This window comes from Alphaproteobacteria bacterium LSUCC0684 (assembly GCA_041228335.1).
GTDB lineage: Bacteria > Pseudomonadota > Alphaproteobacteria > Puniceispirillales > UBA1172.
This window is the reverse complement of sequence record CP166130.1, coordinates 1,693,793-1,712,448: the sequence shown is the minus strand read 5'-3', so window position 1 is coordinate 1,712,448 and position 18,656 is coordinate 1,693,793. Positions and strand designations below refer to the sequence as shown.

The following is an 18,656-nucleotide window of genomic DNA, read 5'->3' as shown; positions in this document are numbered from 1 at the left end:
ATTTTGTTCCGTTCAGCGATAACATTGGCAACTCTGGCAACGCTCCTTGGCGGCGGTGTTGCGGTGGCGGGCAGCCATTCCGGCAGCGACGATGATATCGCCACCTCCGACAAGACCTTTCAGGAAGCGGTGAAAGCGGCCAAGGCCAAGGATTTCGCCCATGCCTACACGCTTTTTGAGATGCAGGCTCAGGCGGCCCAGCACGACGCCCAGTTCAATCTTGCGCTGTTGCTGAAATCGGGGCGCGGAACCCCGCAGCATTACCCGGACGCGCTGATGTGGGCCTGGCTCTCCTATCTCGGCGGTATTGAGAAAAGCCGCGCGCTGGCCGAGGAAATCATCGAGCTTGTGCCCGTTGATACCGTCGGCGCGGTCCGGGAGAAAGTTGCAACACGGCTCAGAAAGAGGATCGACGACGGCGACAGGAACGCCGTCATGCAGTTTGCCCGCTATCATCTTGAAATCGTCGAAGAGGCCGATTATCAGCAGGCCTATTTCTGGTATTCCATCGCCGCGGCCATCGGCATTGACGGCAGCCAGGAAGCCCGTGATGCGGCGGCCGAAAATCTTGAGGTGGAACAGATCATTGCCACGCAGGAAGAAGCCAGGTCCACCTTTTACGGCCTGTCTTTCGGCAAATAACGTCTTAAAGAGAGGAGGCATCCATGAAAGTCAAAGTTCACTGGATCATTGATGGTATTGCTGAAATGGACGTCGCGACACCGGAGGAAGCGGAAGCGAAGGTCGAGGAAATGCTGAAAGACGTCATGGCAAACTCGCCGTCTCTTCTTGGGGAACTTGGCGCCCGCGCGATACAGGGCAAGGCCTTTCTGCCGGGATCGGAAGATGACCCGGACGCCTCGTAATCCGCGCTATCTTCCCTGTCTTGCCGCGCTCGTGCTGGCGGCAACCCTTGCCATCCCGGGGCTGAATCTTCCCGGGGGTGCGATCTCCGGTCAGGCGCTGGCGGCGGCGAAGACCTATAATTCCAAGGGCAATCAGGAAAACACCCGCAATCTTTTTGAAACCTGCCGGCTCAGGAAAGTCGAGCGCGACGAAGAGACACGCTGCATCTACCGGCGTCAATCCGGTGGCAATGACGTGGTGATCAGCAACGAGGACCCGAACGTCCCCTGCCAGCGCCAGTTCCAGTGCAAACGCACCGAATAGGCCCCTCCCGCATATGCTTCGGGGCTATCCGTATCATCAACAAGGATAAGCCAAAAGGCCCTTGACTCTTGCCAGTGATAGGGCGAGGGCGACCGGAAAGGTGAATTTCCCGAAACGAACCCATTTTCGGCGCCCCATCCCCCGCCACACTCATATTCCCTCGCCACACACATATTCCGCCGCGCCCATCCCCCGCCATGCCAATCTAGGCCGCGCCTATCCTTGGCCGCCACCGGGCCTCTTTTTCCTGCAGAACCGTTGGTATACCGCTTGCAAAGCTATGGGTTAAGTGCAATTATCGCGTCTTTCTCGCCTGCATCATGCTGTCAGAAAGCCCCCAAGAATGAGCGACAAACTCGATTTCACCTTCACCAACGCGATCACCGTCAATCGCCCCTATCGCAGGACTTCCCGCGTCTTCCCGCGGCTGGTCCTTGTCATAGCGGTGCTGGTGGGGCTTGTCGTCTTTTCCCAAATCCGATGGGATCCGGCGGGGATGCTTCTTTCCCGGCTCACCCCGGCCGAGGTCAACCCGCTCTATGATGACCATTGATCGGCCCGGGAGGATGGAGGCATCTGCCTTCAGGCCTCGGCTTTCCGATCTTCAAGGAAGATGCTGGAAACCCCGGCCAGCACGATCGCGCCGCCGATCAGCATCGGGGTGGTGAGCGTCTCACCGAGGAAGGTGACGCCGCCGGCGATGGTGAAGACCGGCAGCAGCAGGAGAAACGGCGCCGCCTGGCTCACCGGATTGCGGCGGATCAGCGTGTACCACATCCCGTAGCCGATCGCCGTCATCACCAGCCCGAGATAGAGCACCGATCCCCACACAACCCAGTCCGCCTCAAGGATGGCCTCAAGATGGCCGGTCTCAAAGACCGCCGACATGAAGAAGAGCTGCGGCGCGGCCATGAGCGCAATCCATGCCGTCAGCGTCAGCCCGTCGATATTCTCGAGTTTGCGGATCAGCGCCTGCCCGATCGCCCAGGTTGCGGCGCCGCCGATCACGAGGAAGACAGCACCCAGATCTTCCGCCACCCGCGGCTCGCCGGAGATGATATAGACACCAAGGAAGGCAAGACCTATCCCGATCCATTTCCTCAGCCCGGTTTTCTCGCCGAGAAAAAACGCGCCAAGCAGGGTCAGAAACGGCACTTCAAGCTGAACGATGAGCCCGGCGACCCCGGCATCGAGCCGGGCAAGACCGCTGAAGGTGAGGCTGTACTGCACGGCGCAGGAAATGAACGCGATCCCGATCAGCGCCCGGAACGCCCCGCGAGGTGGCGGGAAAAACCAGATCATGGCCAGCGCCGTCACGGTGAAGCGGAACGCCATCAGCAGGATCGGCGGGAAATGGCCGATCGCCGCCTTGGCAAAGACAAGCCCCATCCCCCAGGTCAGGGCAACGAGGATCCCCAGGATTATATCAACGGTCTTGGGCATGGGCGGGCTCGGCGAACTAATCAGGCAATCTGCTACTCATACGCCTCAAATCTCGATTGCGAAACAAAAACATTCACCGCCCCGTTCACGCCCCCGATCATGCTCCGGGCAACTGCCCCCGCTCACGCCCCCGATCTCACTCCTGAAGCCTGCCCCCGCTCACGCCCCCGATCATGCACCCGATCACAATCCGGGCAACTGCCCCAGCAGAAGCGCCCGATCATGCTCCGGGCAACTGCCCCGCTGATGTGTTCGATCACGGGCCCCGATCACGGCTGGCGTAGGTGGCCCGGGCCGCGGTAATGTCCAAAAATTTATAATGCTGTCAAAAATTTCGTTTTTTTTGCGGTGAATCCATCCCAAGATTGATAAAGAAACATAAGGATATGCCGCGCGATTTTGCGGGTTTTCCGGGTCTTGACGGACAACGTTTTCAGCATGGGGAAGAGAGATGAAGTTTCAACTGGCAGTTAATCTGGAACGGGTAACGGACGAAGATGATATGCGGGAGGTGGCCGCGCATACACTTGAAATGGTTCAGATGGCCGAAGAAGGCGGATTTCATATCGTCTGGGCCGCCGAACATCATGCCATTGAGATGACGATTGCCCCTGATCCGTTTCAGCTGCTGGCCTGGTGGGGGGCGCATACATCGACCATCCGCCTCGGGACGGCGGTGGTCAACGCGGCCTACTGGCATCCGATCAAGCTTGCCGGGGAAGCGGCGATGGCGGATCTCATTTCCGGCGGCAGGCTGGAATTCGGCATCGGTTCCGGTGCCTATCAGCGTGAGTTTGACCGCATGCATCCCGGGCTCAAGCAGTCCGATGGCTGGAAATACATGCACGAAATGCTGCCGGCGCTGAAAGCGCTCTGGCAGGGGGATTACGAACATAACGGGGAGTACTGGTCCTTTCCTCTTTCGACCTCGGTGCCGAAACCGTTGCAGCAGCCCCATCCCCCGATCTGGGCTGCTGCCCGCGCCCCGATCACCTATGATTTTGCGGTCAAGAATTCGCTCAATATTCTGTCCTGGCCCTTCACCCGCCCGATGGCGGAAGCGGAGCTCTACAAGGAGCGCCTCGAGGAAGCCATGGCGGCAAACCCGGGCAAGCCGAGACCTGTTTTTGCCATGATGCGCCATACCGCGGTCTACGACAAGAAGGAAGACTGGATGGTGCCGGTGCATGCGGTCCAGCGGGTGCTGAGCCAGTTTGAAAACCTCTACAAGAATCTGGGGGACGTGAAAAACGGCTTCCCCGCCAGCATCAATCTCGAGGAGCTGCAGAACCGTGAGGAATACAGCCCCAAGATGCTGCATGAAAACCTGATGTTCGGCACCCCCGATGAAGTCATCGCCAAGCTCAGGCCCTATCAGGAACTCGGGGTCGATCAGTTCACCTATTACGCCAGCATGGGGCTGGGCCGCAAAGAACAGAAAAGATCGCTTGAACTTTTCATCAGGGAAGTCATGCCAGCTTTCGCCTGAAAGCGATCACGCGAGAAAGACGGAGAAGAAAATGCCGAAAACCGTTGAAGTGGAACGCCGGGGCCATGTGCTTGAGGTCAAGCTCAACAAGCCGAAGGTAAACGCGATTGATCACGAAATGAGCCGCGATCTCGCCGAAGCTTTCGCCGAGCTCAGAAAGGACAATGATCTGCGCGTCGGGATCATCACCGCCGAAGGGGATCGCATCTTCTCCGCTGGCTGGGATCTCAAATCCCTCGATGCCGGCGAGGCCCAGCTTGATGAGTGGTGGGATGATGGCGATTATGGCGAAGGCGGCTTTGCCGGGCTGACGGAAAACTGGTCGCTGAACAAGCCGGTCATCGGCGCGCTGAACGGGCTGGTGATCGGTGGCGGGTTTGAAATTGCCCTTGCCTGTGATCTGCTGATCGCCGCATCGCATGTAGAATTTGCCCTGCCGGAAATGCCGCTCGGGATCATCCCCGATGCCGGCGCCATTCAACGCCTTCCTCGCCGTATTCCTCATAATATCGCCATGGAAATGCTGTTTCTCGGGCGCCGGATGAAAGCGGATGAGGCCGCCCATTATGGCCTCGTCAACAAGGTGGTGCCGTATGAGAAACTGATGGAAGAGGCGCGGGAATGGGCCGATCAACTCGCCTGGGCGGCACCGCTGGCGATGCAGTCGATCAAGGAAGTCATCCGCCATATTGAATGCCGTCCTATCGAGCAGGCTTTTGCCAGCATGCGCAAGGATGATCTGCCCACCTACAGGGCGATGTTGAAATCCGAAGATGCCGCCGAAGGCATCAAGGCGTTCGTTGAAAAACGGGAACCGGTCTTCAAGGGGAAATGACATGCGGCCAGATGCTCGGAATGTGCGCGTAGTCACCAGCATTGGCGCGGGCCCGATCGGTGGCGGCTGGACGGCCTTCTTCCTCGCCCGGGGCTTCAAGGTGCGTGCCTATCTTCATCACCTGGATGAAGAGGCGGCGTTTCGTTCGGTCCTTGATACGGCCTGGCCATGCCTTGAGGATCTGGGTCTGGCCGAGGGCGCAAGCCTTGATAACCTGACGGTTACCGATGATCTTGAAGCTGCGGTGGCGGGGACGGAATTCGTGCAGGAATCGGCCCCTGAACGGCTTGAGATCAAACAGGAACTCTATCAGAAACTCGGGGAGATGGTTCCCGGCGGCGTGGTGATTGCCTCGAGCACCTCGGGCCTGCCCATGTCGGATATTCAGGCACGCTGTGCGACGCCGGAACGAACCGTGGTCGGTCATCCGTTCAATCCGCCCTATCTTCTGCCGCTGGTCGAAGTGGTGGGCGGCGCGTCGACGGGGAAGGAGGCGCTTGACTGGGCAATGGAATTCTACCGCATCGCCGGCAAGGAGCCGCTTTTGCTCAAAAAGGAAATTCCCGGCTTTATCGCCACCCGCCTTCAGGAAGCGCTCTGGCGTGAGGCGCTGCATATGGTGGCCAATGGAGAAGCATCACCGGAAGATATCGACCGGGCGCTGCGGTTTGGACCCGCCCCGCGCATGGCGATCCAGGGCCAGTGCATGGCGTTTCATGTCGCCTGCGGCAAAGGCGGGATGTCAACCAATCTCGATCAGTTCGGCCCGGCGCTGAAACTTCCCTGGACACGCCTTAAAGCCCCGGAACTGACAAAGGAGCTGCGTGACGCCATGGTTGAGGGATGTAACGCCATGGCCGGTGATCGCCATTTTGAGGATATGGCGGCAGAACGTGATCGGCGGATTGTGGCGGTGATCAAGGCTGCCCGGGGTGAGGATACCTGAAATTCTCCCCGACTGAACCTTCCTGATATTCGCACCTAATTCCGGGCCGCGTCTAATTCCGGGTGCTTTCCGGTTTCGGCGGTCTGGCGCTATGGGTGAAGTCATACATTGTCCCGGGCCAGGAAGGCACGGTTTCCTCTTCCGGCCAGGCGAGGCGGTACTGGCTTGGCTTGCGGCCGAAGGTCTTTGAAAAGCAATGCGAGAAATAGGACATGGAATTAAACCCCGAAGCAACCGAGATTTCCCTTATATCCATATTCGTGCTGACCAGAAGTGTCCGCGCGTATTGCAGCCTGAGATGGCGGTAGAACTGCACCACCGTACAACCCACATAGCGGTTGAAGAGCCGTTCGAGTTTTCGTTGCGGCACCCCGATATGCGCGCATAATTCCGGAATGGTGATATTGTCCTCGATACGTTCTTCGAGAAACCGCGTGACTTTCTTGATCACAGGATGCACATCGATCGTCGCCGCGTTCCGGCTTGGGCGTTGGGGCATGGACTCGTCACTGCGGAAATGATGCAGCATCTGCCGCGCCACTTCATCGGCCAGATCTTCATCATGGCTGTCGGCGATGCGCTGCAGCATCAGATCAATCCCAGCCATGCCGCCCGCGCAGGTCATGATATTGCCATCGATGGTGAACATCTGCTCAACGGCATTGACTTGCGGGAAGGTTTCGGCAAACCCGGCAAAGAAAGACCAGTGCGTTGTCGCGCTCCTGTTGGTGAGCAGGCCAGCCCTGGCAAAGATATAGGCGCCGATTTCCACCCCGATCATGGCCCTGCCGTGTCGTGTCTGGGTTCTGAGCCAGCTGGTCAGCCGCTCATCCGAATATCGCTCCGCCCCCCAGCTACCAAGGAGAACAATTGATGTCGCCGCCCCTGAAGTGGTATCAAGGTCATCGCAGTCGATGGGGATGCCGTTGCTGGCCCGCACCGTTCCGGCAGCAGGAGAGGTGAAATACCAGGTGTAAACCTGGGCAGACGCAATGTAGTTGGCGATACGCAGGGGCTCGATCATGGTCGCCAGCGTAGCCATGTTGAATCGCGGCAGAAGGATGAACTGAACCCGCTCGGATTTGGTGTTTTCAGCGGATGAATTTGTCATGTCCCGGGGGCGTCTCCAGCAAATCAAATCTAACGAAAAATTTGATCTATTGGCGAAAAATTTACAACTGAAAAAATACGCGAGGTGAATGATACATCAAGATACACAATCGGTGGGAGAGGCTGATGAATTACGATGTTGTGCTGACCTGTGCGGTCACCGGTGCCGGAGATACAACCGGAAGGAGTCCGCATGTTCCCGTAACGCCTGAACAGATTGCCAATGCCGCAATAGAGGCGGCCAGGGCCGGCGCATCTGCGGCACATATCCATGTTCGTGATCCCGAAACCGGCAAAGGTTCTCGTGATGTGGCCCTGTTCCGGGAGACGGTGGATCGCGTCCGGTCCAGTGATACCGACGTTGTTGTCAACCTGACGGCTGGCATGGGTGGAGACTGGGTGCCGAGCGAGGACAAACCGTCCATGCCGGGGCCGGGCACGGATATGATCGGCCCTGAAGAACGTCTTGCCCATGTGATCGAACTGAAGCCGGAGATCTGCAGCCTTGACTGCGGGACAATGAATTTCGGCAACGGGAATGAGATTTATATCTCCACCCCGCCCTATCTTCGGAAAATGGCGGAGATCGTGCAGAAACTTGGCGTCAAGCCTGAGCTCGAAGTGTTTGAACTTGGCCATATCCGCTTTGCCAAACAGATGATTGCCGAGGGGCTGATCAACGAGCCGCCCATGTTCCAGATCTGTCTTGGTATCCCCTGGGGGGCGGATCAGTCGGTTGATACGATGAAGGTGATGAAGGATGAGCTGCCCGCGAACGCATCCTGGGCGTCGTTCGGGATTTCGCGCATGCAGATGCCGATGGCCGCCGCCGCCGTGGCGATGGGGGGCAATGTCCGCGTCGGGCTTGAGGATAACATCTATCTTGACCGCGGCGTGCTGGCGACCAACGCCCAGCTGGTCGAGCGCGCGGTTGAGATTATCCATCGCATGGGTGGCCGTGTGCTGACCCCGGCCGAGGCCCGTGAAAAACTTGGCCTGATCAAGCAGTCTTGAGGGAGTATTACATGTTTGGCAACTCCAGCCATGAAAATGAGCTGCTGGCGGAAACCGTTCGCCGCTTCATGGAAGAAGAGATCTTCCCCCATGAAGAGAAGGTCGATAAGGAGGCGCATGTGCCGCTGGAACTCGGCCGCCAGATCGAAGAGCGGTCAAGGGAAGTCGGGCTTTTTGCCGCCAACCTGCCGACGGAGATCGGTGGCGGCGGGCTGGATTATGAACAGATGGCGATCATTGAATACGAGTTCGGCAAGACATCCCACGCCTTGCATTCCTGGGTGGCGCGACCGACGGAAATCCTTCTTGCCACCGAAGGAGACCAGCGGGAGAAATATCTTCTGCCTTGCGTGACCGGAGAGAAGCGCGAACTCTTCGGCCTGAGCGAACCTGAAGCCGGCTCCGATATCATGTCGATGAAAACCAATGCCCGCCGCGATGGCAAGGACTGGATCCTCAACGGCTCAAAGCATTTCATTTCCGGCCCGGTGATGCCGGATTTCGCCATCGTCTTTGCCGTGACGGGCCATGATGAAACTCCGCGCGGCAAGCGGCCCAGGATTACGGCGTTTCTGGTCGATGTGGGGATGAAAGGCTTTGATGTCAGCATCGGCTACAATTGCACGAGCTATCGCGGTTATCTCAATTTTCGCCTTGATTTCAGCGATGTCCGCCTGACCGATGCACATATCCTCGGCGAAGAGGGCAAGGGGCTTGAGCTTTCAGGGAAATGGCTTGGCATGGGCCGGATCTGGGTTGGCGCGACCTGTTGCGGCAAGGCTGACCGGATTTATCAGATGGCCTGCGACTGGGCCGCCAATCGCAAGCAGTTCGGCCAGGCCATCGGCAAGTTTCAGGCCACCGGCTTCAAGCTTGCGGATATGGCCGTCGGGCTTCGGGCGGGCCAGCTTCTCGTCAGGGACGCAATCGAGAAAGCCAATGCCGGCGCAATGTCGGATAGCGATGCCGCCATGGTCAAACTCTATTGCTCGGAAATGCTCTGCCGGACCGCCGATGATGCGGTGCAGATTTTCGGCGGCATGGGATTGATGGAAGAAATGCCCATCCACCGGCTCTGGCGCGACTCCCGGCTTGAGAGGATTTGGGATGGCACATCCGAAATCCAGCGTCATATCATCACGCGTTCGATCCTGCGACCGCTTGGTGCATGACCGGGCAGCGGCAGCAGAATCTGAAACGTCTTCTCCGCCCCCGCCACATCGCGGTTCTTGGCGGGCGGGATGCTGAGGTTGTTGCCGGTGAATGCCGAAGGATCGGGTATGAAGGCCCGTTCTGGCCGGTCAACCCGAACCGGGAGACGATCGGCGGTTTCCCCTGTTTTAGCCGCATAGAAGATCTGCCCGAAGCCCCGGATGCGGTATTCATTGCCGTGCCAAGAGAGCAGGCCATCGAAAGCCTTGCGAAACTTGGCCGGATGGGCGCCGGCGGTGCCGTTTGCTATACCGCAGGTTTCGGGGAAATCGGTGATGAAGGGGCCGCGCTTGAGGCTGAATTGATCCGCGCTGCAGGAGATATGGCCCTCGTCGGGCCCAACTGTTACGGGCTCATCAATTACGGCGGCAAGGTAGCCCTCTGGCCTTTTGCCCATGGCGGCAGGTTTACCGGCCGCGGGGCCGCGATCATCACCCAGAGCGGGATGCTGTCATCGGACCTGACCATGTCGCAGCGCTCTCTTCCCATGAGTTACATGGTCTCGCTCGGTAATCAGGCGGTGCTCAAGATCGATGATTTCATCGACTGCTTTGCCGAGATGCCGGAGGTCAGCGCCATTGGTCTGCATGTCGAGGGGATTAGAGACAGCCGCCTTTTTGAGGCCGCCGCCCTCAAGGCACTTCACCACAACATCCCGATTGTGGTGCTGAAAACCGGAACATCCCGGATCGGCAGCGAGCTGACCGTCAGCCATACCGGATCGCTTTCAGGGGCGGAAGAGGCGTATGATGCGTTTTTTGATCGTCTTGGGATCATTCGCGTGGATGAACCATCGCTTCTGCTCGAAGTGCTGAAATTCATCACCGTTGCGGGGATACCGGTCGGCCCCCGTCTTGCTGGCCTCGCCTGTTCGGGCGGTGGCGCGACCATGCTTGCCGATAACGCGGAAAGACTGGGGCTTGATCTGCCGCGACCAGGTCCTGAGGCAAATGAAAAATTGCGCGCCATGTTGCCGCTTACGGCAACGGTATCGAACCCGCTTGACTACACGACCCCGATCTGGGGAATGCCCGAGAAGACCGAACCTGTGTTCAGCGCCATGTTTGAAGACGGCTATGATGCGGCGGTGATCATTCAGGATTACCCCGCCGCCGGGCTTGATGAAAGCAAGCCATATTACCGCAACGATTCCATCAGTTTCATCAAGGCAACCAAAGCGCATGGCCTGCCTGGCGCCGTCTGCTGCACCATCGCCGAGAATCTGGATGAAGAAACCCGTGATTTTCTGATCGAGCATGGAACCGCGCCGATGCAGGGGATCGGTGACTGCCTCAGGGCAATTGCCGCCGCCGCCGAATACGGAAGAAAAAGACAGCAAATTTTAGCATCCCCGCCACCGCCTCTTCATCTTGCCGGCCCCAAGGGTGAGGGCATGGCCGAAACCCTTGATGAGGCCGCCGCCAAAGAGATGCTTTCAGCGGCAGGTATTGCCGTGCCCGAAGGGCTCGTCATTGCAGGTGATCTGCCGACGCAACTGCCGGGGAATCTTGCCTATCCGCTTGCCCTCAAGATGGTGAGCCCGGACCTGCCCCATAAATCCGAGATGGGCGCGGTGGCACTTTCCATCACGGACCGCGAGATGCTGGAGAAATCAATGACCCGGATGCGGGAGGAAGTCAGCCGCCATGCTCCCGCCGCAAGGCAGAACGGGTTTCTCATTGAAACAATGGTATCCGGCGTGGTGGCGGAACTGATGGTCAGCCTGCGGCGGGATCCGGTATTCGGGATATTGCTCACCATCGCCTCCGGCGGTGTTCTTGTCGAGTTGCTGGGGGATGCCAGCACCCTGATCGTGCCGGCGAGACCTGAGATGATCAATGCCGGGATCAGCAGGCTTGCCGCAGGCCGGATCATCGATGGGTATCGCGGCGGCAAGCCCGGGGACCGCGAAGCCGTCATATCCACCATCCTTGCCCTGACGGATATGATGATGGAGGATGAGCGGATTGACCTGATTGAGGTAAATCCGCTCTTTGTGCTCGCCGACGGGGCTGTCGTGGTGGATGCGCTGATAACCCTCAGCCGCTAGCGCATGACAAACGGGTTGGCCATGGGTTCATCCGAGATATTGATCCAGGCTGTCTTCGGCCGCGTGTAGTCATAGATGGCCTGCATCCCGCTTTCTCTTCCATAACCGGATTCCTTGAACCCGCCAAATTCGGCAATCGGGGAGACAACACGGTAGGTGTTCACCCACACAATCCCTGCCCTCAGCGCTTTCGTCATCCGCAGCGCGCGGGCGCTGTCACGGGTGAAGACCCCGGCCGCCAGCCCGAATTTGCTGTCATTGGCAAGGGTGGTCACCTCGTCTTCTTCATCAAAGCGAAGAACACTCAGCACCGGGCCGAACAGTTCGGTATCAACGATGGTCAGGTCCTGGCGCGGGCATTCGATGATGGTGGGCTCGTAATACCAGCCGGCATTCGGTGTCTTGGGGCGTTTGCCGCCAGTCAGCACCGTTCCGCCTTCTTCCCGGGCCAGTTTCACCTGGTGTTCGATATGCTCGATCTGGGCAAAGGTGGCAAGCGGGCCCATCTGTGTCTCTTCCGCGAGCGGATCACCAATGCGTATCCGGCTTGCCTGATCCAGCATGCGTTCAAGAAATTCGTCAGCGATGCTGTTATTGAGATAAAGCCTGGAGCCCGCAACGCAGCTCTGGCCACTGGCGCCGAAGATACCGGCGATCGAGCCGTTCACCGCGCTTTCGACATTGGCATCACCAAAGACGATGAAAGGGGATTTGCCGCCAAGTTCAAGGGAAACTTGCGCAAAATTCTCTGCCGAATTGCGGACCACATGGCGTGCCGCCGATGTGCCGCCGGTAAAACTGATCCGCTGGACAAGCGAATGCGAGGTCAGCACTTTGCCGCAAGGGTCCGCATGTCCGGTGACAATATTCACCACTCCTTTGGGGAAACCGGCTTCCTCAATGAGTTTGCCAAATTCGAGCATGGCCGCCGAAGCATGTTCGGACGCTTTCAGCACCACGGTATTGCCCGCGGCCAGCGCCGGGCCGATCTTTACCGCAACCAGAAAGAGCTGGGAATTCCAGGGGACAACCGCCGCCACGACACCGAGCGGTTCCCGGAACGTCATCGTCAGCATGTCAGGCTTGTCGATGGGCAGCGTCTGGCCGCTGATCTTGTCGGCACAGCCGGCATAGAAATGGAAAAACTCGGCAATGTATTTTGCCTGCCAACGCGTTTCCTTCAGCATCTTTCCTGTATCAATGGTCTCAATGCGGCCAAGATGTTCCGATTGCTGATCAAGGAGTTCCGCAAGACGGCGCAGGTATTTGCCGCGTGCGGTCGGGGTCAGCGTTGCCCATTCGCCTGAAGTAAAAGCCTGATGCGCTGTTTCAACCGCCATATTGATATCATCTTCCGTCGCCTCCGGCACGGTGCACCAGGGCTGTTCGGTCGCCGGATTGATGCTTTCGAAACTTTTGCCGTCACTGGCATTCCGCCATTCGCCATTGATGAACATCTTATAATGCACGAGGTCTGACATTTGGCCCTCCTTCGATTGTGTTTTCTTTATGCATGCTCGCACAAGTCCTGTATTTAGCCTATGGTGTAGCGTCGCGATCAGCATAAATTTTTGGTCATCTTGTGCCGAAAAATTGCAAATACTTATCCCCGGGCTGGCCCAGCCTTTATGTAATCAACAGTAAGAATGGGGGGCATGATGGGAAAGAAGGTCATTGGCGATCCGCTCATTATCAATGGCCGCAGACTGTCGCTTTCGCGGGCTGTTCGGGCAGGGGATTTTGTGTATCTGACCGGCCAGGTGCCCATGAAGGACGGCAAGGTCATGACCGATGGCACGATCGAAGATCAGACCCGCGCGGTGCTAGAAGATATCAAGGCGACTCTCAAGATGGCCGGATGCGGCATGGAGGACGTGGTGAAAGCCATGGTCTGGCTGACCTCCCGGGAAGATTTCCCCGGCTTCAATGCCGTCTATGCGGAATATTTCCCCAATGATCCTCCCGCCCGCTCGGCGGTGGTAAATGATCTGCTGGTGGATGTCCGCGTTGAGGTTGAAGTCGTTGCATGGAGGCCTGAAGACGTCTGATGATCCGAACCGGCAGCACAACAGTTGACGGCACGTTCTGCCGTCTTTTTGAAAGGGGCAAGGTAGGGGTGCCGATACTTCTGATTCACGGGCTCGGGCTTAATCAGGAGATGTGGGCAGCCCAGATTGATGCGCTGGCGGAACGCGGCCCGGTGATAACGTATGATCTGTTCGGACATGGCGTCTCACCGCCGCCGCCTGAAACGCCCTGCCTTGGTCTTTTTGCCGATCAGGCGGCAAGTGTCCTTGAGCATTTCGGATATGAAAACGCGGTGATTGCCGGATTTTCCCTCGGCGGGATGATTGCCCGCCGGATTGCCATGACCTATCCTGAAATGACGATGGCGCTCGTTGTTCTGCATTCTCCCCATCAAAGAACCAGCGCCGAACATGACTCGATTCAGGCGCGCGTCCATCAGGCCGAAAAGCACGGCCCCGCGGCTACGGTGGATGCAGCGATTGAGCGCTGGTTTACCGAAGATTTTCGCGCGAAAGCCCCTCAGGTGATCCAGCAGGTCAAGGATTGGGTCATGGCGAATGATCCCGGGATCTACCCGCCGATTTATCAGGTTCTGGTCGATGGTGTGGATGAACTGATTTCACCATCTCCGCCCGTCAGATGTCCGGCTCTTGTCATGACCGGGGATGAAGATTTCGGCAATCATCCGGCGATGAGCGCTGCCATTGCACGGGAAATAGAAGGCGCGGAACTGGTTGTGCTGAATGGGCTGCGGCATATGGCGATGATGGAAGCGCCGGAGATTTTCAATCCCCCTTTGCTGCGTTTTCTGGATCAACTGCCATCGGGAAAATCCATGCCGCCACAAGAAAAGACCATGATCAAGGGAGAAAATTCATGGAACTGATCATCCGGAAAATTGTCACATATAAAGAGACGGTGCTTGTCGATGGTGAAAAGGAAGCCTCGCCGCCGCTTGAAATTTTCGGCGCCGCCGCGGTTGTCCGGAATCCCTGGGCAGGGCGCGGCTATGTTGAAGATCTGATGCCGGAGATCAGGGCGTTCGGCCCCATACTGGGCGAAAAACTGACCGAAGAGATGCTGAAACTTGCCGGAGGTTCAGGTGATGCGATCGAAGCTTTCGGCAAGGCAGCCATGGCTGGCGTGGATTGCGAACTTGAGCATGGCTCGGCGCTTATCCACACCCTTCATTTCGGGAATTTCTTTCGCAAGGCGGTTCAGGGTAAATCCTATCTCGGGTTTACCAATACGCGCGGTCCCGCCAATACCCAGATCAATATTCCGCTGATGGATAAAAACGATACGGGCCGCAGATCACATTACCTGACCGTGCAGATGCATATTGCCGATGCGCCGGCCGGAAATGAACTGATCGCGGCCTTTGGTGGCGCAACCGGCGGACGGCCGCATCACCGCATCGGTGACCGCTACAGTGATCTGGCTTCAATAGGGGCGGATCTGGATAACCCGGCTGGTGTCTGAAATCAGTCGAGTAGAGGTGCCGCTCATCATCAAAACAAAAAAGAGGAGAGCCTGAAACGAGAAGGATAAAATTACAACTGAATGATCAAAGATGTGCACAAGTGCATTAAAAACTTGCAAAGCGCTATGCTTGCAATTTAACGTAATATAAGGGTAATCCAATAAGGGAGGAAGAATTGGAAAATTCTGACAATTGCCAAAAATACAAAATCTCTGCCGAGGTATCGGATAGGGAAACTCAGATCAAAGCAGACAAACTTCAGGAAAGCTATGCGTCGGGCAAGATCGGCCGTCGTGGTTTCATGACCGGGGCGCTGGCTCTTGGTGTGTCGCTTACCGGCGCGTCTACGGTAGTTGAAGAAGTTCTTGCCGCAACGCCCAAGGCTGGCGGACGGCTGAAAATCGGGATCACCGGTGGTGCTACCAGTGATGTTCTTGATCCGGGCCAGATCCTTGATGCCTACATGATCAACGTATCCATGGGGCAGGTTCGCCCGAATATGACAAAGATCATGCCAGATGGTTCGGCACAAGGTGATCTTGTCGAAAGCTGGGAAGCATCCAACGGCGCCAAGACATGGAAGTTCAATGTCCGCAAGGGCGTGGAATTCCATAATGGCAAGACCCTGGACTCGACCGATATCGTCGATTCAATCCGCCATCACATGGGGCCGGATTCCAAGTCTGGTGGTAGCGGTGTTGTTTCCGGCATTGCCTCTATTCGCACCGATGGCAAAGACGGCGTGATTATCGAGCTGAATGAAGGTAATGGCGATTTGCCGATCCTGCTTTCAGACTATCACCTCAATATCTGCCCATCCAACGGGGACGAAACCATTGACTGGCAGTCGGGTATCGGCGCAGGCGCCTATGTCCTTGCCGAGCATGAGCCAGGCGTGCGGACACTGACGAAGAAATTCGCCAATTACTGGAACACCGGGAATGACTCCTTCTTTGATGAAGTCGAAACCCTCGGGATCAACGACCCGACCGCGCGGATGTCTGCGCTTTCCACGGGTGCGGTCGATGCTATCAACAACGTTCCGGCGAAGACAGCAAAGCGCCTCGGCAACATGCCGAACGTGAAGACACTGATCTCCACCGGTAACAAGCAGGCTACCATGCCGATGCTCTGCGACATGGAACCATACACCGATCAGAATGTCCGGAATGCGATGAAGCATATGCTCAATCGTCAGGAACTTCTTGACAAAATCTTCTATGGATATGGCCAGCTTGGTAACGATAACCCGGTTGGGCCGGCGAACTATTTCCGGGCGACCACCGATGAGTTGCCACAGCGTGAATACGATCCGGAAAAGGCAAAGTTCTACCTCAAGGAAGCTGGACTAAGCAGCCTTTCGGTTCAGTTCCATGCCGCTGATACCGGTTTTGCTGGTGCGGTTGACGCTGGTGCACTGATGCGCGAGTCCGCCAAAGCTGCCGGCATCGACATTGAAGTCGTGCGTGAGCCTAACGATGGCTACTGGTCCAATGTCTGGATGGTCAAGCCATGGTCGGCCTGCTACTGGAGCGGCCGTCCGACCGAGGACTGGATCTTCTCACAGATCTATTACTCAAAGGCGGACTGGAACGACACCCACTGGAAGAACGCGTCGTTCGACAAACTGCTGGTTGAGGCACGGTCCGAGACCGATGAAGCCAAGCGCCGTGAGAAATATGTAGAAATGCAGCGTATTGTTCACACGGATGGCGGGCTCATTCTGCCGGTCTTCCTCAGTGAGATCATGGGCTATCGCTCTTCCGTCAACGTTCCTGGCCAGGTTGCAAACAACTGGGAGCTTGACGGGCATCTCTGCGCTCGTCGTTGGTGGACTGCGTAAGCTTGACCACTGGATAAACAATTTTGTGGAAAGCCATATTCATGGCTTTCCACTTGCCCAAAACCGATCTATCCGACCTTGAAAATTTTTTTATCCAATCGACAGTTTTAATCTTCAGCTGAAACCTGGCTTGATAGACTGAAATGAAAAATCTTATCCTGATGATAGTTAAAAGACTGGCGCTCGGTGTGTTGACACTGATCATGCTGTCCTTGCTCATATTTCTCTCGGTCGAAGCCCTGCCGGGGGATCTGGCCCAGGAAATTCTGGGCCAGCAGGCTACACCTGAAACCGTGGCGGCCATCCGCCGTGAACTCGGGCTCGATCTGCCGGCTCATATCCGATACCTGAACTGGCTTGGCGGCATGCTGCAGGGAGATTTTGGCAATTCGCTTGCTCTTCGCAAGCCGATCATTGGCCTGATAGCCCCGCGTCTTGAAAATACCTTGTTCCTGACCCTTTATACCGCATGTATTGCGGTGCCGCTTTCGCTGGTGCTCGGGATGATGGCGTCGCTTTTCCGCAACGGCTATTTTGACCGCATTTCAAATGCATCGGCGCTGGCGTCGATTTCAATGCCGGAATTCTTTGTGGGGTATATCCTCATCTATCTTCTGGCGTTGACGGGATATTTTCCTTCCATGGCTAATATCAACGCCAACACACCGTTGCTCGAAAAACTTTATATCTGTTTTCTGCCGGCGCTAACCCTGACACTTGTAGTGACGGCCCATATGATGCGGATGACTCGCGCCGCCATCATCAACATTCTTGCCCTTCCCTATATCGAGATGGCCCATCTTAAAGGAATACGGCCCCGGCGAATTATCACCCGGCACGCCCTGCCGAACGCCATTGCGCCGATCGTCAACGTGGTTGCGCTCAACCTTGCCTATCTGATTACAGGTGTCGTGATTGTAGAAATCGTTTTTGTCTTCCCTGGCCTGGGGCAGCTTATGGTCGATGGGGTGAAGTTCCGTGATATCCCGGTTGTGCAGGCAACGTCGCTTGTTTTTGCCAGCGCCTATGTCGGGCTTAACCTTCTGGCCGATATCATTTCCACCATCTCGAACCCGCGCCTGATGCGGCAACGATAAGGGGAGGAAAAGATGATCATCTTAAATTTCCTTCTCTGGGTTGTTGTTGTTGCCTGTGGTGCACTCGGTGTCGGGTATGTATTTCGTGAAGTTCTTCTTCGGGTGGTTGGCAATGATCTTGCCAAGATTGTCCGCACCCTGCCATTAACCGCGAGCCTCGGCATCTTTGTTATCCTCATCTATGTCGTCTGCGCTGTATTCGCGCCGATTATTGCACCATATGGTGAAGCCGATATTCTTGCCGGATCATTTGAACCCTGGTCTTCCACCTATTGGCTCGGAACAGACAATCTCGGCCGCGATGTCTTCACCCGCCTCATCTATGGTGCCCGCAACACGGTAGGCATAGCTTTTCTGGTAACCTCGCTTGCTTTCCTGATGGGGACGCTGCTCGGCATTTATGCGGCGCTGAAATCAGGTATCATCGATCAGGTGCTCAGCCGCATTGTTGATGTGCTGATGGCGATCCCGTCGCTGATCTTCTCGCTACTCATGCTGACGATATTCGGCACATCCGTTGTCAGTCTGGTTCTGGTCATTGCAACGATTGATTCCACCCGTGTGTTCCGTATTGCGCGGGCGGTTGCGCTCAATATTGTTCAGCTTGATTATATTGAGGCGGCCAAATTGAGGGGAGAGGGGTCGTTTCACCTGATCAGCCGGGAAATTCTGCCCAACGCTCTGGCCCCGCTTGCCGCCGAATTCGGCCTCAGATTCTGTTTTGTTTTCCTGATGATATCCGCGCTTTCCTTTATGGGGCTTGGCCTGCAACCGCCTACCGCTGACTGGGGATCCATGGTGCGGGATAACGCGGAACTGATCAGCTTTGGCGATATAACGCCGCTCATACCGGCCGGAGCTATCGCTTTCCTGACGATTGCCGTGAATTTTGTGGTCGACTGGCTACTGCATCGGGCCAGTGGCCTGAAGGAATAG

The 18,656-nt window shown here is 56.9% G+C and carries 19 protein-coding genes; 16 read left to right on the top strand and 3 right to left on the bottom strand.

All coding sequences use genetic code 11. The features are described 5' to 3' along the window. Positions 1 to 3 precede the first annotated feature (3 nt). From AB8880_08195 to AB8880_08180, 4 genes are all read left to right on the top strand, one after another. Positions 4 to 642 (top strand): hypothetical protein, encoded by a 639-nt coding sequence (locus tag AB8880_08195; GenBank protein ID XDZ64905.1) that lies wholly within the window; start codon positions 4 to 6, stop codon positions 640 to 642. Positions 643 to 665: 23 nt separating this feature from the next. Continuing rightward, entirely contained in the window at positions 666 to 866 is a 201-nt protein-coding gene (locus tag AB8880_08190; GenBank protein ID XDZ64904.1) for a translation initiation factor IF-2, read from the top strand. Further along, positions 847 to 1,170 carry a hypothetical protein gene (locus tag AB8880_08185; protein ID XDZ64903.1) on the top strand — a complete coding sequence of 108 codons (324 nt, stop codon included), beginning with the start codon at positions 847 to 849 and terminating at the stop codon, positions 1,168 to 1,170. Before AB8880_08190 ends, AB8880_08185 begins: the two co-directional genes overlap by 20 nt. Positions 1,171 to 1,513: 343 nt before the next feature. Continuing rightward, positions 1,514 to 1,723 carry a hypothetical protein gene (locus tag AB8880_08180; GenBank protein XDZ64902.1) on the top strand — a complete coding sequence of 70 codons (210 nt, stop codon included), beginning with the start codon at positions 1,514 to 1,516 and terminating at the stop codon, positions 1,721 to 1,723. Positions 1,724 to 1,752: 29 nt separating this feature from the next. Here AB8880_08180 and AB8880_08175 read toward each other — a convergent pair whose 3' ends face one another. Continuing rightward, positions 1,753 to 2,613 carry a DMT family transporter gene (locus AB8880_08175; protein XDZ64901.1) on the bottom strand — a complete coding sequence of 287 codons (861 nt, stop codon included), beginning with the start codon at positions 2,611 to 2,613 and terminating at the stop codon, positions 1,753 to 1,755. 451 nt (positions 2,614 to 3,064) lie between these two features. Here AB8880_08175 and AB8880_08170 point away from each other — a divergent pair, with 451 nt between their 5' ends. Genes AB8880_08170 through AB8880_08160 form a run of 3 tightly spaced genes read left to right on the top strand, consistent with a single transcriptional unit; the run spans position 3,065 to position 5,883 of the window. Then, on the top strand, positions 3,065 to 4,102 hold the full coding sequence (locus AB8880_08170; protein ID XDZ64900.1) for an LLM class flavin-dependent oxidoreductase: 1,038 nt from the start codon (positions 3,065 to 3,067) through the stop codon (positions 4,100 to 4,102). A 31-nt stretch (positions 4,103 to 4,133) separates the two neighbouring features. Next, complete coding sequence (locus AB8880_08165; protein ID XDZ64899.1) at positions 4,134 to 4,937, top strand: enoyl-CoA hydratase-related protein; 804 nt, start codon at positions 4,134 to 4,136, stop codon at positions 4,935 to 4,937. Position 4,938: 1 nt separating this feature from the next. Further along, the gene (locus AB8880_08160; protein XDZ64898.1) at positions 4,939 to 5,883 is read left to right on the top strand and encodes a 3-hydroxyacyl-CoA dehydrogenase NAD-binding domain-containing protein; all 945 of its coding nucleotides are present in this window, start codon (positions 4,939 to 4,941) and stop codon (positions 5,881 to 5,883) included. A 52-nt stretch (positions 5,884 to 5,935) separates the two neighbouring features. On the opposite strand, the gene AB8880_08155 is transcribed toward AB8880_08160, so the two are convergent. Then, positions 5,936 to 6,994 carry a GlxA family transcriptional regulator gene (locus tag AB8880_08155; protein ID XDZ64897.1) on the bottom strand — a complete coding sequence of 353 codons (1,059 nt, stop codon included), beginning with the start codon at positions 6,992 to 6,994 and terminating at the stop codon, positions 5,936 to 5,938. A gap of 125 nt (positions 6,995 to 7,119) precedes the next feature. Here AB8880_08155 and AB8880_08150 point away from each other — a divergent pair, with 125 nt between their 5' ends. The 3 genes from AB8880_08150 to AB8880_08140 are packed head-to-tail and all read left to right on the top strand — an operon-like array spanning position 7,120 to position 11,269. After that, on the top strand, positions 7,120 to 8,007 hold the full coding sequence (locus tag AB8880_08150) for a 3-keto-5-aminohexanoate cleavage protein (protein ID XDZ64896.1): 888 nt from the start codon (positions 7,120 to 7,122) through the stop codon (positions 8,005 to 8,007). A gap of 11 nt (positions 8,008 to 8,018) precedes the next feature. Next, positions 8,019 to 9,179, top strand: a complete 1,161-nt coding sequence (locus tag AB8880_08145; GenBank protein ID XDZ64895.1) for an acyl-CoA dehydrogenase family protein — start codon at positions 8,019 to 8,021, stop codon at positions 9,177 to 9,179. Beyond that, positions 9,176 to 11,269 (top strand): acetate--CoA ligase family protein, encoded by a 2,094-nt coding sequence (locus tag AB8880_08140; protein XDZ64894.1) that lies wholly within the window; start codon positions 9,176 to 9,178, stop codon positions 11,267 to 11,269. The genes AB8880_08145 and AB8880_08140 overlap by 4 nt, the downstream gene beginning before the upstream one ends. Here AB8880_08140 and AB8880_08135 read toward each other — a convergent pair. Further along, a complete protein-coding gene (locus AB8880_08135; protein XDZ64893.1) occupies positions 11,266 to 12,750 on the bottom strand; it encodes an aldehyde dehydrogenase in 1,485 nt (494 codons plus the stop codon). The two genes, AB8880_08140 and AB8880_08135, sit on opposite strands and share 4 nt — an antisense overlap. Before the next feature lie 177 nt (positions 12,751 to 12,927). Here AB8880_08135 and AB8880_08130 point away from each other — a divergent pair, with 177 nt between their 5' ends. The 6 genes from AB8880_08130 (at position 12,928) to AB8880_08105 (ending at position 18,656) form a co-directional block, all read left to right on the top strand. Beyond that, positions 12,928 to 13,317 carry a RidA family protein gene (locus tag AB8880_08130; protein ID XDZ67049.1) on the top strand — a complete coding sequence of 130 codons (390 nt, stop codon included), beginning with the start codon at positions 12,928 to 12,930 and terminating at the stop codon, positions 13,315 to 13,317. Then, complete coding sequence (locus AB8880_08125) at positions 13,317 to 14,183, top strand: alpha/beta fold hydrolase (GenBank protein XDZ64892.1); 867 nt, start codon at positions 13,317 to 13,319, stop codon at positions 14,181 to 14,183. Before AB8880_08130 ends, AB8880_08125 begins: the two co-directional genes overlap by 1 nt. Next, a complete protein-coding gene (locus AB8880_08120) occupies positions 14,174 to 14,779 on the top strand; it encodes an amino acid synthesis family protein (protein ID XDZ64891.1) in 606 nt (201 codons plus the stop codon). Before AB8880_08125 ends, AB8880_08120 begins: the two co-directional genes overlap by 10 nt. A gap of 176 nt (positions 14,780 to 14,955) precedes the next feature. Further along, entirely contained in the window at positions 14,956 to 16,623 is a 1,668-nt protein-coding gene (locus AB8880_08115; GenBank protein ID XDZ64890.1) for an ABC transporter substrate-binding protein, read from the top strand. 143 nt (positions 16,624 to 16,766) lie between these two features. Beyond that, positions 16,767 to 17,720 (top strand): ABC transporter permease, encoded by a 954-nt coding sequence (locus AB8880_08110; protein XDZ64889.1) that lies wholly within the window; start codon positions 16,767 to 16,769, stop codon positions 17,718 to 17,720. A gap of 12 nt (positions 17,721 to 17,732) precedes the next feature. Continuing rightward, complete coding sequence (locus tag AB8880_08105; GenBank protein XDZ64888.1) at positions 17,733 to 18,656, top strand: ABC transporter permease; 924 nt, start codon at positions 17,733 to 17,735, stop codon at positions 18,654 to 18,656.

Coding starts and splice junctions, on each gene's coding strand:
- AB8880_08190 (XDZ64904.1), top strand. CDS start 666: ATGAAAGTCAAAGTTCACTGGATCATTGATGGTATTGCTGAAATGGAC.
- AB8880_08185 (XDZ64903.1), top strand. CDS start 847: ATGACCCGGACGCCTCGTAATCCGCGCTATCTTCCCTGTCTTGCCGCG.
- AB8880_08180 (XDZ64902.1), top strand. CDS start 1,514: ATGAGCGACAAACTCGATTTCACCTTCACCAACGCGATCACCGTCAAT.
- AB8880_08175 (XDZ64901.1), bottom strand. CDS start 2,613: ATGCCCAAGACCGTTGATATAATCCTGGGGATCCTCGTTGCCCTGACC.
- AB8880_08170 (XDZ64900.1), top strand. CDS start 3,065: ATGAAGTTTCAACTGGCAGTTAATCTGGAACGGGTAACGGACGAAGAT.
- AB8880_08165 (XDZ64899.1), top strand. CDS start 4,134: ATGCCGAAAACCGTTGAAGTGGAACGCCGGGGCCATGTGCTTGAGGTC.
- AB8880_08160 (XDZ64898.1), top strand. CDS start 4,939: ATGCGGCCAGATGCTCGGAATGTGCGCGTAGTCACCAGCATTGGCGCG.
- AB8880_08155 (XDZ64897.1), bottom strand. CDS start 6,994: ATGACAAATTCATCCGCTGAAAACACCAAATCCGAGCGGGTTCAGTTC.
- AB8880_08150 (XDZ64896.1), top strand. CDS start 7,120: ATGAATTACGATGTTGTGCTGACCTGTGCGGTCACCGGTGCCGGAGAT.
- AB8880_08145 (XDZ64895.1), top strand. CDS start 8,019: ATGTTTGGCAACTCCAGCCATGAAAATGAGCTGCTGGCGGAAACCGTT.
- AB8880_08140 (XDZ64894.1), top strand. CDS start 9,176: ATGACCGGGCAGCGGCAGCAGAATCTGAAACGTCTTCTCCGCCCCCGC.
- AB8880_08135 (XDZ64893.1), bottom strand. CDS start 12,750: ATGTCAGACCTCGTGCATTATAAGATGTTCATCAATGGCGAATGGCGG.
- AB8880_08130 (XDZ67049.1), top strand. CDS start 12,928: ATGGGAAAGAAGGTCATTGGCGATCCGCTCATTATCAATGGCCGCAGA.
- AB8880_08125 (XDZ64892.1), top strand. CDS start 13,317: ATGATCCGAACCGGCAGCACAACAGTTGACGGCACGTTCTGCCGTCTT.
- AB8880_08120 (XDZ64891.1), top strand. CDS start 14,174: ATGGAACTGATCATCCGGAAAATTGTCACATATAAAGAGACGGTGCTT.
- AB8880_08110 (XDZ64889.1), top strand. CDS start 16,767: ATGAAAAATCTTATCCTGATGATAGTTAAAAGACTGGCGCTCGGTGTG.
- AB8880_08105 (XDZ64888.1), top strand. CDS start 17,733: ATGATCATCTTAAATTTCCTTCTCTGGGTTGTTGTTGTTGCCTGTGGT.